Genomic DNA, 17,525 nt, shown 5'->3' on the forward strand with positions numbered 1-17,525 from the left:
CGACGCAGGGCTCCTGTGCTTAACACTGAGTTAAGTACAGGAGCCCTGCGTTTGTGGTACCGGATAAGGGACTCGAACCCTTACACCTTTCGGCAACGCATTTTGAGTGCGTCGTGTCTACCAATTCCACCAATCCGGCCTATGGAAAATACTGTATCGCATCGTCGCACCGGATTTGTGCAGACTGAGGGAGTAAGATTGTGGGCATGACTGAACTGAGCAGCACTCCGCGACGCGTTGTCGTCGCGGAAGATGAATCACTGATTCGCCTGGATATCGTCGAGACGCTGCGCGACAACGGCTATGACGTTGTCGGCGAAGCCGGTGACGGTGAAACCGCGGTGCAACTCGTCAAGGAGCTTCGTCCGGACCTCGTGGTTATGGATGTGAAGATGCCGCAGCTTGATGGCATCTCGGCTGCAGAGCAGATCAACAAGGAGAACATCGCTCCTGTTGTTCTGCTCACCGCATTCAGCCAGCGCGAGCTGGTAGAGCGTGCAACTGAGGCGGGCGCACTTGCGTACGTTGTGAAGCCCTTCACTCCTGCTGACTTGATCCCCGCTATCGAGATCGCGCTTTCGCGCTTCCAGCAGATTGTCACCCTCGAAAACGAGGTCGCTGATCTTGCTGAGCGATTTGAGACCCGTAAGCTCGTTGACCGCGCTAAGGGCATCCTGAACGACAAGATGGGGCTTTCGGAGCCTGAGGCATTCCGCTGGATCCAGAAGGCATCTATGGATCGCCGCCTGACGATGCAGGACGTCGCGAAGACCATCATCGATCAGCTTGGTGCCAAGAAGGACTAATCCCTGACATGAAAAAAGCCCCGCTCGTTTGCGGGGCTTTTTTCGTTTCTACAGTTCTTTATAGACGTTGGTGATGCGCACGGTTGAACAGCGACGTCCGCGCTCATCTGTCACCACAATCTCATGGACGGTGAGTGTGCGCCCGAGGCGGATCGGCGTACAGACCGCTGTGACGAGACCGGTGACCGCCGACCCGGTATGCGTTGCGTTGATATCAACGCCAACTGCAACCTTGCCTGCTGGTGCTACGTAGTTTGCGTGCATGGATCCGAGCGTCTCGCCGATGACCACGTAGGCGCCACCGTGCATGAGGTTGATCGGCTGTGTATTGCCTTCGACCGGCATCGTTGCGACTGCGCGGTCTCGCGTGAACTCGGTGACCTTGATGCCCATCTTGTCCGCGAGGGCACCGAGGCCGCGCCAGGCGATGAAGTTCTCTCCTGCGCCCTCTGGTTCTGGAATGAGGTTGTTCTGCTCGCTCAAAGGCTTCCTCTCGGCGTTGCGTCGCGTCACCGTTTCGAATGTCGGCGGTGACTTGTAGGCTGTATTCGTGTCGAAAACTCAGCCTACCCTCATGGTCGTAGATGGTCACTCGCTGGCCTTCCGTGCGTTCTACGCGCTTCCCGTCGATCGTTTCCAGACGCAGACGGGTCAGCACACGAACGCAGTGCACGGCTTCATCGCGATGTTTATCAACCTGTTGACCAACGAGAAGCCTGACGCGGTTGCGGTCGCGTTTGACATCTCACGTCACTCCTTCCGCACGGAGGAATACCCCGAGTACAAGGGCACGCGTGGAGAAACGCCACCCGAGTTCAAGGGTCAGATCCCTCTATTGCAGGAGGCCCTGCATTCGATGGGCATCGTGACCATCGAGAAGGAAGGCTACGAGGCCGACGATATCCTCGCGACGCTCGCAACGACGGCCTCCGCCGCCGGGTACCGTGTGCTCGTGGTGAGTGGTGACCGTGACACTATTCAGCTCGTAGACGACAACGTCACGCTGCTGTACCCGTCAAAGCAGGGTGTCACTGAGTTGACCCGATATGACGCAGAAAAGGTCATGGAGCGTTACGGAGTCCGTCCTGAGCAGTACCCTGAGATCGCTGCACTCGTCGGCGAGACCAGCGATAACCTGCCCGGTATTCCTCGTGTGGGTGAGAAGACCGCAGTGAAGTGGATTAACCAATTTGGTTCGCTTGAAGAGATCTTGCGCCGGCAAGATGAAGTCACCGGCAAGGTTGGCGAGAGCCTTCGCGAGAATGCGCACTTGGCTGAGCGCAACCGCCGTCTGAACCGACTTGTTCGCGACGTTGAGCTGCCGGTCACACTTCCAGAGCTTGACCGCGGCGAACTCGACATCGCGCAGGTGCAGCCTGTGTTTGCGAAGCTCGAATTCCGAACCCTGCTCCAGCGAGTAGCAAAGCTTGCAGGCACAGAGGTGCCGGTTGGAGCTGCAGCAGTCACGATTGAGCTTGCACCCAAGCTCCCCGAAGCGAAACTGCTCATCGATGAAGAGCTGGGGGACTGGCTTGCAAAGGCCGATACTCCGGCAGTTGAATTCGCGCTGCTCGATAGCGTGGTTGAGGTGGGTCTTGCCACGTCTGAGGCAACGGTAAAGTTCACCTGGCAGCCTGGCGGGCGCGACTACCGCCAGTTTGAAGAGTGGCTGTCATCAGACGCGCCAAAGCTCTTCTTTGACGCAAAAGCACACGTACGCATTGCCGCCAATGTTGGTGTCCAGCTGTCAGGCATCGCCGGCGATGCGCTCCTCGCAGCGTGGTTGTTCCGACCATCGGCAGCTGAGAAGACGCTCGCTGAAGCGGTGTTCCGCTACCTTGGGGAAGAGATTCCCACGCCTGATCCGAACCAGCTGGTGCCTGATGAGGACGAAAATTCCGGTGTTGACGCGCGTGCGTGGTACGTCGCTCGCGTGCACCAGGCAATCATCGGCCGATTCTCGGAGGGCACCGCTACGGTGTACAACGACATCGAGCTTCCGCTGCTCCCGATTCTCGTGTCGCTTGAGACTCGAGGCGTCGCCGTTGATCTGCCACTCTTTGAGGCGCATGACACCGAGCTTCGTGCGCGAGTTGCTGAGCTCGAACAGCGTGCGTTCACCGCAATTGGCCACGAGGTCAATCTTTCTTCCCCCAAGCAGTTGCAGCAGGTGCTGTTTGAAGAACTGGACATGCCCAAGACGCGAAAGACGCGCACTGGCTACACGACAGATGCTGCGGCGCTCCAAGATCTGCAGCAGCGACAGCCGCACCCGTTCCTCGATGCGCTCCTTGAGCACCGAGACGCGAACAAGCTTCGTCAAATCGTTGAGACACTCATGAAGGCTGTCGACGATGACTCCCGTATCCACACCACGTTGGTGCAGGTGGGCGCGAGCACGGGCCGTCTCGCTTCCACTGACCCGAACCTGCAGAACATCCCGGTGCGCACCGCAGAAGGTCGCCGGATTCGCGAGGGATTCATCCATGAGCCGCAGTACAGCACGCTCATGACCGCTGACTATTCGCAGATCGAAATGCGAATCATGGCGCACCTGTCTGGCGATGAAGGCCTCATTGAAGCCTTTAATGCTGGTGAAGACCTGCACCGCTTCGTCGGTTCACGCATTTTTGGTGTCGAACCCGCCGAGGTTACGAATGAAATGCGTTCGAAGGTCAAGGCGATGTCGTATGGCCTCGCGTATGGCCTCTCTGCGTTTGGTCTCTCCAAGCAGCTTGGGATCACCGCTGGTGAGGCAAAGCAGTTGATGACAGACTACTTCGAGCGTTTTGGTGGTGTGCGCGACTATCTTCGTTCGGTGGTGGAGCAGGCAAAGGCCGACACCTATACCGAAACCATTTTTGGTCGTCGACGTCCGTTCCCTGACCTGGCGAGCCCGAATCGTATTTTGCGTGAGAACGCAGAGCGAGCGGCGCTGAACGCACCAATTCAAGGCTCGGCAGCAGACATTATTAAGATCGCGATGATTCGCGTAGAGCAGGCGATCGCTGAGGCCGGTCTGCAATCGCGGATGCTCCTGCAGATTCACGATGAGTTGATGTTTGAAGTTGCGCCGGGGGAGGAAGCGCAGCTCGAAGCGCTCGTGCGTACCGCGATGGCTGACGCGGCAAACCTCTCGGTGCCGCTTGAAGTGCAGGTCGGAACCGGCCCCAACTGGAACGCGGCAGCGCACTAGAGATAGTCACATTTTCGTGTCGGCTGTGAGGGGTGAAATCTGTAGCCTCTCACAGCCCCTTTCTCGATAGACTGAAATAGACCGTGCGTTTGCGCGGAATTCTTTTCTCGGAAGGACCTTCAGGGTGGATCCCATTTCAATCGTGATGTTCGGCCTCATTGCCGTGCTCATCTTCTTCATGTTCCGTAACGGGAAGAAGCGTCAGGCAGCAGCAGCGCAGATGCAGAACGACATGCGCCCCGGCGCTGAGGTAATGCTTTCGAGCGGCATCTACGCAACCATCGATTCGATTGATGAAGAGAACAACCGGGTTACGGTCACGAGTGGTACGACCACGCTCGTTGTTCACCGTCAGGCGGTAAGCCAGATCGTTACCCCCACTGAAGCAGCTCCGGCGGAGTCGGCAGAGGGCGAACTCGCTCCTGACGATGATCCCGCGTTCGGTGAACGTATCGAGAACTCTGAAGCAGCTCAGCCTGAGAACGACGATACGACCTCAGGTAACGACGACAGCGCCGATCAGGCGAAGTAACTCTTGATGCCGGGCTTCGGCCCGGCATCACCTATTGAAAGCGAAAGCGCACTCATGGCGTCATCCCCTGCCGTCAAGAAGGCGAGGCGTTCGCTCGTCTTCCTTCTCGTACTTATTGTTGGTCTGTCTGGCCTGATCACGCTCGGAGTCTTCCGGAGTGACGCGACATGGACCCCGAAGCTTGCCCTCGATCTCCAGGGTGGCACTCAGATTTTGCTCGCTGCAAACCAGACCGATGGCCAAGCGGTCAGCGGTGAGCAGCTGAGCCAGGCTGTCTCGATCATCCGCCAGCGCGTCGATGCCTCGGGTGTTTCGGAAGCCGAAATTACCACGCAGGGAAGTAACCATATTTCGGTTGCTATTCCTGGTAAGGCTGATGAAGCAACGCTCAAACGTATTGAAGCATCAGCAAACCTCGAGTTCCGTCCGGTTCTCGCAGTAGCAGCAGGTCTGACTCAGGATCAGCTTGCAGAGTTGCAGACTGACCAGACGACTGAACCTGCTGACGCAGAAGCGAACGCTGCGGTAGACGGTGAAGACGCTGAAGCTGACAAGCCGAAGCAGACTACCGAAGAGAAGATCGCTGCCCGCGATCCGGAGAAGATTCCGGAAAGTGCTGGCGATACTGCCTGGCTTACCGAGCAGCTCCAGGCCGATTTCCTCGAGTTCACCTGTATGGACGACTCGGTGCTGAACGCGGCAGAGATGCCGAAGGACCGCCCGCTGATTACCTGTGATTCGAACGGTCTTCAGAAGTACATTCTGGGTCCTGTTGAGCTCAATGGTGATGTCATTACCGATGCGACGGCACAGATGGGCACCACCAACACCGGTGCTTCAAACGGCCAGTGGGTTGTGCAGATGACCATGAACAAGAAGGGTGCGAAGGTCTTTGGCGAGATCAGCACCCGGTTGTTCGGCCAGACGGCGCCGATGAACCAGTTTGCGTTCGTGCTTGATGGCCGTGTGCTTTCAGCGCCCGCGATGCAGGCGCAGATTCTTGACGGTCGTCCGTCGATCTCAGGCGACTTCACGCAGGAAGACGCGGCGACGCTCGCGGATCAGCTGAAGTTTGGCGCGTTGCCCATTGGCTTCACCGTGCAGAGCCAGGAAGATATTTCGGCAACGCTCGGATCGAACCAGCTGCAGGCAGGCCTGCTCGCAGGCCTCATTGGTCTACTCCTCGTCGTTGTGTACTCCCTGTTCCAGTACCGACTGCTCGGTACTGTGACGATTGCTTCGCTTGCAATCGCGGCTGTGCTGACCTATCTGCTGCTCACCTTCTTCTCGTGGCGCCAGGGCTACCGTCTTTCGCTTGCGGGAGTCGTGGGTATCGTGGTCGCGGTCGGCTTCACCGCTGACTCGTTCATTGTGTACTTCGAGCGAATCCGCGATGCGCTGCGTGACGGTCACCCAATTGAACGCGCAGTTGAAAATGGCTGGAAGCGCGCGATCCGTACGGTGCTTGCATCTGACGGCATCAACCTGCTTGCTGCGGTTATTCTGTTCATTCTTGCAGTTGGTAACGTCAAGGGCTTTGCGTTCACGCTTGGCTTGACCACGGTCGTCGACGTGCTCGTGATCGCGCTGTTCACCCATCCGATGCTCGTCCTGCTGTCGCGCACGAAGTTCTACCAGTCGGGTCACCCCGCATCTGGCCTGAACCCGCAGCAGCTCGGCGCTGTCTACCGTGGTCGCGCGCAGTTCCGTGAGCCCGTGGTCGCAACGAAGGGCGCGGGCAAGAAGGTCGCGAAGAGCCGTAACGAAGCAGAACGTCGTCAGACGATCGCAGAACGCAAGGCTGCTGATCTTGCAGCTGCTGGTAAGGAGGGCTAACCATGGCTCGTTCATTCTCTGAGTTTGGTAATGCGCTCTACACCGGTGAGAAGTCGATCAACTTCATCGGCAAGCGCAAGATTTGGTACATCCTCTCGATCGTCCTGATCGCTCTCGCGGTCATCGGTCCGATTGCACGCGGTGGCTTCAGTTTCGGCATTGAGTTCACCGGTGGTAGCCAATTCCAGGTGCACCTGAGTGAATCTGCACAGCAGGATCCAAAGCTCGCTGAGCAGGCGGTTGCTGAAGTGCTTCCGAACACCGTCCCGAAGATCACGAAGCTCGGCCCGACCGATATTCGCGTTCAGACCGAGGCACTGCAGGAATCCGAAAACGTTGCAGTGACGAATGCGCTCGCGACCGCGTACGACGTGAAGTCTGAAAAGGTGACCTACTCGTACGTTGGTCCGGCATGGGGTCAGGACATCACGAAGCAGGCGATTATCGCCCTCATCGTGTTCATCCTGCTCGCAGCGCTCGTGATGGCGATTTACTTCCGAACCTGGAAGATGTCGATCGCGGCACTGACTGCGCTGCTGCATGACCTCATCATTACCGCGGGTATCTACGGCCTCGCCGGCTTCGAGATCACTCCGGCTGCGATGATCGGCTTCCTGACGATTCTCGGTTACTCGCTCTACGACACCGTCGTGGTCTTCGACAAGATCCGTGAGAACACCACCCCGGGCGAGCTCAATGAATCTCGCACGTTCGCTGAGTCGGTCAACCTTGCCGTGAATCAGACGCTTGTTCGTTCGATCAATACCTCGGTCGTAGCACTGTTGCCTGTTGGTTCGATCCTCTTCATCGGCGCATTCGTGCTTGGTGCAGGTACGCTTCGCGATATTTCGCTCGCGCTGTTTATCGGTATCCTCGTCGGTGCGTACTCGACCATCTTCATCGCGGCGCCGGTCTACTCGCAGCTTCGCGAGAAGGACAAGGTCATCGTTGAGCACGACAAGAAGGTGCTCCGTCAGCGTGAACGTGAGGAAGATCTCGTTGCTGCGGAGGCCACCGAATAGCGGCTATTTAAAACTCGCGCACACGCGGGTTCGTTAAATCGATCCCCCGTGGTGTAGCGTTCAATCAGTTCGAGGGAGAGTGCCATGAACGCGACTGACGCTACACCCGGGGGATCGACTGCCCTCCGCCGCCTTGTTCCGCGGATTTTTTCCCGCGGCTCCGGACACGGTGCGGTAGACGATTTGATCCGCACAGTGAAGGCCAACCATCCACGTGGTGACGTTGGCCTGATCGAGCGGGCCTATACGGTGGCTGAAAAAGCTCACCGTGGCCAAAAGCGCCGGAGCGGTGAACCATACATCACTCACCCCATCGCTGTCGCACAGATCTTGGCTGACCTTGGCGTCGCCCCCGTCGCTATTGCTGCGGCCCTCCTGCACGACACCGTGGAAGACACTGACTATACGCTCGAGCAGCTCACGGCAGACTTCGGGTCTGAGATTGCGATGCTCGTCGACGGTGTGACCAAGCTTGACAAGGTCAAGTACGGTGACTCGGCGCAGGCTGAGACCGTCCGCAAGATGGTGGTCGCGATGTCGAAGGACATCCGGGTGCTCGTCATTAAACTGGCGGATCGCCTCCACAACGCGCGCACCTGGGGCTTCGTGCCGAGCGACTCGGCAAAGCGGAAAGCCCAGGAAACACTCGAAATCTTCGCGCCGCTCGCGCACCGGCTCGGAATTCAGTCGATGAAGACTGAACTCGAAGACCTGTCGTTCGCGGTACTCAAGCCAAAGCTGTATGCCGAGATCGACAATCTCGTGCAGCAGCGCAACCCGCAGCGTGATGAGGTGGTTGGCAGCGTTATTGGCGCGATCGAATCGGACCTCCGCGATTCGAAGATCCGCGGTGAAGTTACGGGACGGCCGAAAGAGCTGTACTCGATCTATCAGAAGATGATCGTGCGCGGGCGCGACTTTGACGATATCTACGACCTCGTTGGTGTTCGTGTACTCGTGAACTCGATCCGTGACTGTTATGCGGTGCTTGGCGCCGTACACGCGCGCTGGACGCCGATTCCCGGTCGCTTCAAGGACTACATTGCGACGCCCAAGTTCAATCTGTACCAGTCGTTGCATACGACGGTCGTAGGACCTGACGGGCGAGCGGTCGAGATTCAAATTCGTACGTATGAGATGCATCAGCGTGCGGAGTATGGTGTTGCAGCTCACTGGAAGTACAAGCAGCGTCAGCAGCGCCCCGAAGAGACCACGTCGAACGACATGGCTTGGCTTGCGCATATTTCCGATTGGCAGGCAGAGACCGAAGACCCAAGCGAATTCCTTGACGCGCTCCGTTTCGAGATCGGCGCGAAAGAGGTCTACGTATTCACGCCGAAGGGTCGAGTAATCGGCCTGCCAGAAGGCGGTACCACCGTGGACTTTGCGTATGCAGTCCACACCGAAGTTGGCCACCGTACCATGGGCGCCCGAGTGAACGGCCGGCTGGTGCCGCTCGAGACCACCCTGCAAAACGGTGACGTTGTCGAGGTCTTCACCTCGAAGGATCCAGATGCAGGCCCGAACCGCTCCTGGCTCACGTTTGTGAAGAGCAAGCGTGCACAGAACAAGATTCGCCAGTGGTTCTCCAAGGAACGGCGAGATGAGGCTGCTGAGGCGGGCAAGCTCGAGCTGACCAAGGCCCTGCGGAAGCAGAGTCTCCCGCTGCATCGCCTGCTGAACTCTGAGGTGCTGTTGCAGGTTGCTGCACAGAACAACTTCGCAGATGTGACGACGCTCTACGCTGCGATCGGTGAGGGGCGCATTTCGGCCGCCAACGTCATTGATCGCGCAACTGCGCTCACTGCGGCAGATCGCGGGACGGTTGATGCGGAGAGCATTGCGGTGCAGGGAATCGATGCGCCAAAGCCTCGTCGCCACACCACCTCGGCAAGTGGTGTAATCGTCAAGGGCGCGACAGACGTGCTTGCAAAGCTCGCAAAGTGCTGTACCCCGGTTCCTGGCGATGAGGTGCGCGGCTTTGTGACCAAGGGCCAGGGCGTCTCGGTGCACCGAATTGACTGTCCAAACTTCATTTCGCTCTCGACACAGGTTGAGCGACTCGTTGACGTCGAATGGGCGCCAAACTCGAAGAGTATGTTCCTCGTGCAGATTCAGGTAGAGGCGCTTGACCGCTCAGGTTTGCTCTCGGACGTCACGAAGGCGCTCTCAGAGCACCACGTCAACATCCTTTCAGCCTCGGTGAACACGTCGAGTGCTCGACTGGCCGTAAGCCGCTTCGTGTTTGAGATGGCAGGTACGAACCACCTCGACCACGTATTGAACGCTGTGCGACGAATTGAGGGTGTGTACGACGTCTATCGCGTCACGAACTAGGCGAGCGGCTGGCTGTACCGTACAGGGCTTCGAGCCGTGTGCGGATCAGCCTGCTTTCTCCGGGTGAACACCGATTCGCGCGTGCGATGAGTTCCTCTCGGCGCCCGAACGCAAGGAGCCGAACTGCTGCGCGTTCGCGCTCATCAAACACGCGCTCAGATCGGAGTAGGTCGTATGCTGTGCGCAACGGTGAACTCACCGAGTACCCGGCGACCGTTGTGACTTCGTCATCTGCGATGCGGCCAATGAGATACGTTGCGCCTGACTGTTCTCGGGAGGCACTGATCCGCCCACCACGCGTGAGCACCGTTGGCTCTCCCGGCTGGTAGCAAGCTCCCCACACCCAAGCAGCGGTCATCTGTACCGCAACGTAGCGCGGCGATGCCAGCCATCTGGAAAGCGCGGTTGCTCGTGTGACGGGCACGTCGGGCCAAGATGCGAGGCGAAAACCTGGCCCGCATGCGACGACCGTGCCTCGCAAGCGCTCAGCGTACTGCTGGGCGAGCGGCCAATCAGCAATGCGCGGGGGCGTGGGCGTGTGTTTTCGAGGTGGTGGCGTGGGATACATGCGCACCATCATGTGGCAACACGAAGGGCGGGCGCCACCCGGTGACGCCCGCCCTGTGTATAAGTCAGTGACTCTTAGTCACCGATTGCATCGAGCCACGACTTCTGGGTCGCGAGCTTCGCCTCGGCTTCTGCTACCTGCTTTGCGTTGCCCGCTGCCTTTGCGGCGGTGATCTCAGTCTCGATCTCAGCGATCGATGCTTCGAGCTGCGCGCGGAGGCCGGTGGTGCGAGCCTGAGTCTCGGGGTTGGTGCGTGACCAGTGGTCCTCTTCGAGCTGCTTCACGTGGTCTTCGATACGACGCAGACGGCCCTCGATGTCGCGGAGCGATTCGCGCGGTACGCGGCCGACCTCATCCCAGCGAAGCTGAAGCGCGGTGACCTGCTTGCGTGCTGCAGCGTGATCGGTGATCTCGAGGATCGAAACGCCGTCGGCAAGGATTGCTTCCTTAGCCTCAAGGTTTGCGGTGTACTCCTCGTTGGTCTGTGCAGCGGCCTCGGCCTTTGCCTGGTACAGAACGTCGCCTGCGGCCTTGAAGCGTGCCCAGAGCTGATCATCAAGCTTGCGGCTTGCGCGGCCCGAGGCCTTCCACTCGTCGAGGAGGTCGCGGTATGCGGGGATGCCGTCAATGCCGCGGTTTGCGAGTGCCTCAGCCTGGGTGATGAGGCGCTCCTTGCGGTGCTTGACCTCTTTGTTGTTCGCATCGAGCTGCGAGAAGTGCGCGCGACGAGCCGTGTCGAACGACTGGCGTGCGTTGCGGAAGCGCTTCCACAGGCCGTCGGCCACGGGCTTCGCGATGTGCAGGCCAGTGCGCTGCGCGGTCTGCCAGTCGGTGAAGAGCTTCTCGAAAGCGAGGCTCGTGTCCTTCCAGCGGATCGATGCCTCTAGCTGTGCTGCCAGGCGCTCAGCCTCGATAACGATCGCCTCGCGCTCAGCGAGTGCAGCCTTCTTCGCTTCTTCGCGTTCCTGCTGCTGCTTCTCAGTGAGCTCTGCGGCGCGGCCGTCAAGCTTCTCAACACGTGCGCGGAGTGCAGCAATGTCGCCGACAGCTGCGGGCTCAACGAGCTGCTCGCGCAGCTTAGTTACTGCCTCTGCGGCTGAACCGTCAGTCGTGCCGCGCGCGACGCGTGCCTCGAGGAGCGTAATCTGCCCTGCGAGGTCGTTGTACTTGCGCTCGAAGTAGGCCAGGGCCTCTTCAGGGGTGCCGTCAGGGAAAGAGCCTACGACGCGCTCGGCGTCACCCTCGCGCACGTAAACCGTGCGGTCCTCATCGACTCGTCCCCAAGGGGTTTCGTTCGTAGCTTCGCTCACCGTGTTGCTCACCTGCCGTGCGGGATCGACGTTGTCCGCCGACCGTGGAATAGACGGTATCCACTATAGCCATAGTGTGGCGATAAAAGCGGGGGAGTTCGACGCTTCAGTGAATCCGAAGATACGATGGCAGCGTGTCTGGATCCGCGCCCTTCTCAGCAACCGCCCCGCTTGCGGTGCGAATGCGGCCGCGTTCGCTCGATGAAGTGGTCGGCCAACGAAAGTTGCTCAGGCCCGGCTCTCCGTTGCGACAGCTTGCGAGTGATAGCACCGGCTCGGCGGTTTCACTGATTCTTTGGGGGCCGCCCGGAACGGGGAAGACGACGATCGCGCAGGCGATTGCGCATTCGAGTGGCAGACGATTCGTCGAGCTTTCGGCGGTGACGGCGGGAATCAAGGATGTCCGTACGGTCATGGAACGGGCCCTCAACGATCGGGACTTGTACGACATTGCGACGGTACTGTTCCTCGATGAGATTCACCGTTTCACCAAGGCGCAGCAAGACGCGTTACTTCCCGGCGTAGAAAACGGCTGGGTGACTCTTGTGGCCGCGACAACGGAGAACCCGTCGTTCTCCGTGATCAGTCCGCTGCTCTCGCGCTCACTGTTGCTCACACTCGAACCACTGACTGATGACGATCTTCGCGAACTGCTGACGCGCGCAGTCGCGGACCCGCGTGGTCTTCGTGGTGCGGTCGAGCTTTCCCCTGAGGCGCTCGATGCGCTCGTGCAGCTCGCATCTGGTGATGCGCGCCGCGCGCTCACTGCGCTGGAGGCTGCCGCAGCATCTGCGATGACCCCGGTTGATCTCCCAGAGATTGATGACGATGCAGATGGCGAACCTGACGATGACGCGGAGTCGCCCGCCGGCGATGCTGATACCGACGCGCCAGGGTCCCTGCCGAAAATTACCTTTGAGATTGTCGAAGCGTCGGTTGACCGCGCACTCCTGCGCTATGACCGGAACGGTGATCAGCACTACGACGTGGTAAGTGCCTTCATTAAGTCAATGCGTGGCTCTGATCCCGATGCCGCCATTCACTACCTCGCTCGCATGCTTGAAGCGGGGGAGGATCCGCGCTTCATCGCCAGGCGCCTGATGGTGCACGCGGCAGAAGACGTTGGAATGGCGGATCCCCAGGCGCTTCCTATCGCGGTCGCAGCAGCCGAGGCGACCCAGATGATTGGGTTGCCAGAGGCGCGGATCCCGCTTGCAGAAGCAACGATCTACATTGCGACGGCGCCCAAGTCTGGCGCGGTCATCGCTGCCATTGACTCGGCAATCGCTGACGTAAAGGCAGGCCGCTTCGGGCTTGTTCCGAAGCACCTGCGTGATGCCCACTACCCCGGCGCGAAACGCCTCGGGCATGGCAAGGGGTACCTGTACCCGCACAACGACCCGCGCGGAGTGTCGACGCAGCAGTATCTTCCAGATGAGCTGAAAGATCGGGTCTATTACTCGCCAACCACGCACGGAAATGAGCGTGACGTGTCCGAGCGACTCGAGAAGATTCGTCGTATTACGCGGGGCTCGTGATACGATAGACGCTGGCCAACACCGCGCCAGAGATTTTATCTTGGGCTGAACGGTGGCAGTGGGCCCCTCGTTGGGTTTCTGCAATGGTCGTTCCCTCACCGAGAAATCGGTTCGCTGCGTCGCGTGCGTCACTTGTTGGCGCGGGCGCAGCATAGCCGGGAGAACGCGTGGCTTCACCGAAGCTGCGATGTAATCAGAAACCGAAAGGATCCACGTGTCGACCACGTCGCGTACCCGTTCACAGACTCGCCTGAGCCGCTCGCTCGGCATTGCTCTGACCCCCAAGGCTGCTCGTTACCTCGAGAAGCGCCCCTACGGTCCCGGCCAGCACGGCCGCACCAAGCGTAAGAGCGACAGCGACTACGCGGTTCGCCTTCGCGAGAAGCAGCGTCTTCGCGCTCAGTACGGCATCCGTGAGAAGCAGCTCACCATTGCGTTCAAGGAAGCTCGTCGTCTTGACGGCCTGACCGGTGAGAACCTGGTCGAGCTCCTCGAGATGCGCCTCGACGCACTCGTGCTCCGCGCAGGCTTCGCACGCACCACCGCTCAGGCTCGTCAGATGGTTGTGCACCGCCACATCCTCGTTGACGGCAAGATCGTTGACCGCCCGTCGTTCCGCGTCAAGCCCGGTCAGCTCATCCACGTCAAGGAGCGCTCGGAGGCAACTGAGCCCTTCCAGATCGCTGCTGCAGGTGGCCACGCTGAGGTTCTTCCCGCAGTTCCGGGTTACCTCGAGGTTGAGCTCGAGAAGCTCCAGGCTCGCCTGGTTCGCCGCCCGAAGCGCGCTGAGGTCCCCGTGACCTGTGAAGTTCAGCTCGTCGTCGAGTACTACTCGGGTCGCTAAGCTTCCGCTTACATTCAGGCGGGTGTCGGTTTTCCGACACCCGCCTTTTTGCATCATCACCCGAGTGCGTATGCGCAACCGGATAGACTGGGACGATGTGCAGGTGTCAAACGACATCGTGCAAGATGCAAACGCGACGAGAGGCGAATCGATGCGCAAACTGAACTGGCTGGTAAGTGGCGTTGTGATTGGCTTTGTCGCCGCCCACTTCGTGAACTCCACCGAGGGTGGCCGCCGTTTCTTCGGCCGTGTGAACCGCGGAATGGAAGAGTTTAGTCGCGCGTTCTCGACCGGCTACCACGACGCTGAAGCTGCAGGGCGTCCGGCTGATTCCGAGCAGGCGCTCGACGGCCAGACCGAACAGCACTAATTTTTAGATTTTAAGAGGAGCAGCACCCGCATGCAGACCGCAGAGATCCGACGCCGTTGGCTTGACTTTTTCGCACAGCGCGAGCACACGGTAGTCCCGTCGGCCTCACTGGTAACTGACGACCCGAGCCTGATGTTCACGGTTGCGGGTATGGTCCCGTTCGTGCCGTACCTCTCAGGTATGGTGCCTGCTCCCTACGACCGTGCGACGAGCGTGCAGAAGTGCATCCGTACGAACGACATCGAGGAGGTCGGCAAGACCCCTCGCCACGGCACCTTCTTCCAGATGTGTGGCAACTTCTCATTCGGTGATTACTTCAAGGGCGGCGCAATTCGTTACGCCTGGGAGTTCCTCACGACCTCCGAAGCTGATGGCGGTCTGGGGTTCTCGGCAGATGACTTGTGGGTCACTGTCTACGAAGAAGATGATGAGGCATTCGATCTCTGGTCGCAGCACTCAACCCTTCCCGCAGAGCGCATCCAGCGTCTCGGTAAGGAAACGAACTACTGGTCGACCGGTCAGCCTGGCCCCGCTGGCCCCTGCTCGGAGATCTTCTTCGACATGGGTCCCGAGTACGGCATCGACGGCGGCCCCGCGACCGACGACGACCGCTACGTCGAAATCTGGAACCTCGTCTTCATGGAGTACCAGGTCACCGATGTGAAGTCGAAGATTGACTTCACCATCGAGGGTGAACTCCCCAAGAAAAACATTGACACCGGCATGGGGCTTGAGCGCGTCGCGTTCATCAAGCAGGGTGTCGAGAACATGTACGAGATCGACGAGGTTCGTCCCGTTCTTGACCGTGCAGCCGAACTCACGGGCAAGACCTACGGCGAGAACCAGGCTGATGACATCCGCCTGCGCATCATCGCCGACCATGTTCGTTCGTCGCTCATGCTCATCGGTGATGGTGTTACGCCGTCGAACGAAGGCCGTGGCTACATTCTGCGCCGCCTGCTGCGCCGTGTGATTCTCTCCATGCGTCTGCTCGGCGTGAACGGCACCTGCTTCGCAGAGCTGTTCGAGGTGTCGCGCAACGCAATGGCAAGCTCGTATCCAGAGATCGCAGAGAACTATGACTTCATCTCGCGTGCTGCGCTCGCTGAGGAGAAGACCTTCCTGCGTACCCTCGCATCGGGTATCGAGGTACTTGACGAGGCAATCTCGTCGGCACAGCAGACCGGCGGCGTCGTCACCGGCGACGCTGCGTTCCTGCTGCACGACACCAAGGGTTTCCCCATCGAGCTCACGCTCGAACTTGCTGAAGAGGCTGGCGTCTCTGTCGACCGCGAGGTCTTCACCACGCTGATGACTGAGCAGCGTGAGCGCGCGAAGGCTGACGCAAAGGCGAAGAAGGGCCAGCGTGCTGACCTCTCCGTTTACAAGGAGCTGCGCGGTCTGGGCGAGACTAAGTTCGTCGGTTACGACGAGCTGCAGCACGAGAGCCGTGTCCTCGGCATTGTCGTTGACGGCGAATCGCGCCAGGAGGCTCTCGAGGGCGAGATCGCAGAGGTTGTCCTCGGCGAGACCGCGCTCTGGGCTGAGTCCGGTGGTCAGGATTCCGATCAGGGCCTCATCGTCGGAGACGGCTTCGAGGCAGAGGTACTCGACGTGCAGAAGCCGGTTCCCGGTCTCATCGTGCACACCGTTCGCGTGAAACTCGGCGTGCTCGGTCTCGACGCACGCGCTGAAAGCCGTGTCGACGCAGATTACCGCCGCGGTGCAACGCAGGCACACTCGGCAACGCACATTGTGCATGCTGCTCTGCGCGACGTGCTTGGCCCCAACGCGCACCAGGCTGGCTCGTACAACAAGGCCGGCTACATGCGACTCGACTTCACCCAGTCGGAGGCGCTCTCGAACGAGACAAAGAGCGAGATCGAGGAGATCTCGAACCTGGCGATCCGTTCGAACTACGAGGTCGTTACCCGCGAGATGGGGCTCGACGAAGCTAAAGCGCTTGGCGCAATGGCTCTCTTCGGCGAGAAGTATGGTGATCGCGTGCGCGTGGTCGACATCGGAGGTGCGTGGTCGCGCGAGCTCTGCGCAGGCACCCACGTGGGGAGCTCGGCAGAGGTCGGCATGATCAGCCTCGTGAGTGAGAGCTCGGTTGGCTCGACCAATCGCCGTATCGAGTCGCTCGTCGGCTTCGAGGCATTCCAGAACTTTGCGGCAGAGCGTGCAATTGTGCAGCAGCTCAGCAGTGGCCTGAAGGTTCCGCGTACCGAGCTCATCGTACGCGTACAGGAGCTTGGCGCACAGCTGAAGACGGCAGAGAAGAAGATCGCATCGATGGAAGCAGCACAGCTCCAGCAGCGCGTTCCCGAGCTCATCGCGGGCGCTGAAGACATTAATGGTGTTCACGCGGTACTCGTGTCGCTCGGCTCGGCAGCTGGCGGCGATGACCTGCGTACCCTCGCAATCGATATCCGCGAGCGCCTTGGCAGCGATGCTGCAGTTGTGGTGCTTGCTGGTGAGGCAGGTGGCAAGCCCGTTCTCGTCGCGGCAACCAACGCTGCTGCGCGTGAACGCGGTGTGAAGGCAGGCGACCTCGTGAAGCGCGGTTCGCAGGTCCTCGGCGGCGGCGGCGGCGGCAAGCCCGATATGGCGCAGGGCGGCGGCACTGACGTGGCGCAGGTTCCGGCGGCTCTCGCCGAGATCCGCGCACTGATTGGCGCGTAAGCGCGTGCGAACTGGAACGAGACTCGGCATCGATGTCGGCAAGGCGCGCATCGGTGTTGCGCGCTGCGATCCGCATGGCATGCTCGCGACCCCGGTCGAGACCGTGGCGCGTGATCACGACGGCACTGCCGATCTCGCGCGTATTGGTGCGATCGCCGATGAATACGACGTCATGGAGTTTGTGGTTGGTCTTCCCCTGAATATGCAGGGAAAGGCCACCCCCTCCACCGAGGACGCACGCGAGTTTGCGGAATCGCTTGCGCGGTTGCATCCTGAGCGTAGTGTGCGCCTCGTTGACGAGCGTCTTTCGACGGTGACGGCGCAAGCCCAGCTGCATCAGACCGGTCGGAACACAAAGAAGAGCCGCTCGGTGATTGATCAGGCTGCTGCGGTAATTATTTTGCAACAGGCGCTCGACTCCGAGCGTGCACAGGGCCGTGAGCCTGGCACTCCTGTGACTGCGGAAGACTGAGAGTAGGGA

At 59.9% G+C, this 17,525-nt stretch carries 14 protein-coding genes and 1 tRNA gene; 11 read left to right on the forward strand and 4 right to left on the reverse strand.

Going from position 1 to position 17,525, the window contains the following annotated elements; translation table 11 throughout:
• Positions 1–54: 54 nt before the first annotated feature.
• Positions 55–139 (reverse strand) — tRNA-Leu (locus ICM05_RS09150).
• A 67-nt stretch (positions 140–206) separates the two neighbouring features.
• Between ICM05_RS09150 and ICM05_RS09155 the strand changes: the two genes are divergently transcribed.
• Positions 207–806 (forward strand): ANTAR domain-containing response regulator, encoded by a 600-nt coding sequence (locus ICM05_RS09155; protein ID WP_188024289.1) that lies wholly within the window; start codon positions 207–209, stop codon positions 804–806.
• A 48-nt stretch (positions 807–854) separates the two neighbouring features.
• On the opposite strand, the gene ICM05_RS09160 is transcribed toward ICM05_RS09155, so the two are convergent.
• Positions 855–1,268 (reverse strand): hotdog fold thioesterase, encoded by a 414-nt coding sequence (locus tag ICM05_RS09160; RefSeq protein ID WP_353055879.1) that lies wholly within the window; start codon positions 1,266–1,268, stop codon positions 855–857.
• Between the two features lie 112 nt (positions 1,269–1,380).
• Here ICM05_RS09160 and polA point away from each other — a divergent pair, with 112 nt between their 5' ends.
• The 5 genes from polA (at position 1,381) to ICM05_RS09185 (ending at position 9,729) form a co-directional block, all read left to right on the forward strand.
• Complete coding sequence (polA, locus tag ICM05_RS09165) at positions 1,381–4,002, forward strand: DNA polymerase I (RefSeq protein WP_188024449.1); 2,622 nt, start codon at positions 1,381–1,383, stop codon at positions 4,000–4,002.
• 124 nt (positions 4,003–4,126) lie between these two features.
• Positions 4,127–4,534, forward strand: coding sequence for a preprotein translocase subunit YajC (gene yajC / locus ICM05_RS09170; protein WP_353055869.1), 408 nt, complete (start codon positions 4,127–4,129; stop codon positions 4,532–4,534).
• 54 nt (positions 4,535–4,588) lie between these two features.
• Entirely contained in the window at positions 4,589–6,370 is a 1,782-nt protein-coding gene (secD, locus tag ICM05_RS09175) for a protein translocase subunit SecD (RefSeq protein WP_188024290.1), read from the forward strand.
• A 2-nt stretch (positions 6,371–6,372) separates the two neighbouring features.
• Positions 6,373–7,392, forward strand: coding sequence for a protein translocase subunit SecF (gene secF, locus ICM05_RS09180; RefSeq protein WP_188024291.1), 1,020 nt, complete (start codon positions 6,373–6,375; stop codon positions 7,390–7,392).
• An 84-nt stretch (positions 7,393–7,476) separates the two neighbouring features.
• Positions 7,477–9,729 carry a bifunctional (p)ppGpp synthetase/guanosine-3',5'-bis(diphosphate) 3'-pyrophosphohydrolase gene (locus ICM05_RS09185; protein ID WP_188024292.1) on the forward strand — a complete coding sequence of 751 codons (2,253 nt, stop codon included), beginning with the start codon at positions 7,477–7,479 and terminating at the stop codon, positions 9,727–9,729.
• Here the strand turns inward: ICM05_RS09185 and ICM05_RS09190 are convergent.
• Complete coding sequence (locus ICM05_RS09190; RefSeq protein WP_188024293.1) at positions 9,719–10,297, reverse strand: hypothetical protein; 579 nt, start codon at positions 10,295–10,297, stop codon at positions 9,719–9,721. The genes ICM05_RS09185 and ICM05_RS09190 overlap by 11 nt on opposite strands.
• A 74-nt stretch (positions 10,298–10,371) precedes the next feature.
• On the reverse strand, positions 10,372–11,607 hold the full coding sequence (locus tag ICM05_RS09195; protein ID WP_188024294.1) for a DUF349 domain-containing protein: 1,236 nt from the start codon (positions 11,605–11,607) through the stop codon (positions 10,372–10,374).
• A gap of 182 nt (positions 11,608–11,789) precedes the next feature.
• On the opposite strand from ICM05_RS09195, the gene ICM05_RS09200 reads away from it, so the two are divergent.
• From ICM05_RS09200 to ruvX, 5 genes are all read left to right on the forward strand, one after another.
• Positions 11,790–13,145 carry a replication-associated recombination protein A gene (locus ICM05_RS09200; protein WP_188024451.1) on the forward strand — a complete coding sequence of 452 codons (1,356 nt, stop codon included), beginning with the start codon at positions 11,790–11,792 and terminating at the stop codon, positions 13,143–13,145.
• Between the two features lie 214 nt (positions 13,146–13,359).
• Positions 13,360–13,989: a 30S ribosomal protein S4 gene (rpsD, locus tag ICM05_RS09205; RefSeq protein WP_188024295.1), complete on the forward strand. Its 630-nt coding sequence runs from the start codon at positions 13,360–13,362 to the stop codon at positions 13,987–13,989.
• Between the two features lie 103 nt (positions 13,990–14,092).
• Positions 14,093–14,359: a hypothetical protein gene (locus tag ICM05_RS09210; protein ID WP_353055870.1), complete on the forward strand. Its 267-nt coding sequence runs from the start codon at positions 14,093–14,095 to the stop codon at positions 14,357–14,359.
• 30 nt (positions 14,360–14,389) lie between these two features.
• The gene (gene alaS, locus ICM05_RS09215; RefSeq protein ID WP_188024296.1) at positions 14,390–17,044 is read left to right on the forward strand and encodes an alanine--tRNA ligase; all 2,655 of its coding nucleotides are present in this window, start codon (positions 14,390–14,392) and stop codon (positions 17,042–17,044) included.
• Positions 17,045–17,048: 4 nt separating this feature from the next.
• Entirely contained in the window at positions 17,049–17,516 is a 468-nt protein-coding gene (ruvX, locus tag ICM05_RS09220; protein ID WP_188024297.1) for a Holliday junction resolvase RuvX, read from the forward strand.
• Positions 17,517–17,525 lie beyond the last annotated feature (9 nt).

The organism is Leucobacter sp. cx-42 (assembly GCF_014529985.1).
In the GTDB taxonomy this organism is placed as follows: domain Bacteria; phylum Actinomycetota; class Actinomycetes; order Actinomycetales; family Microbacteriaceae; genus Leucobacter.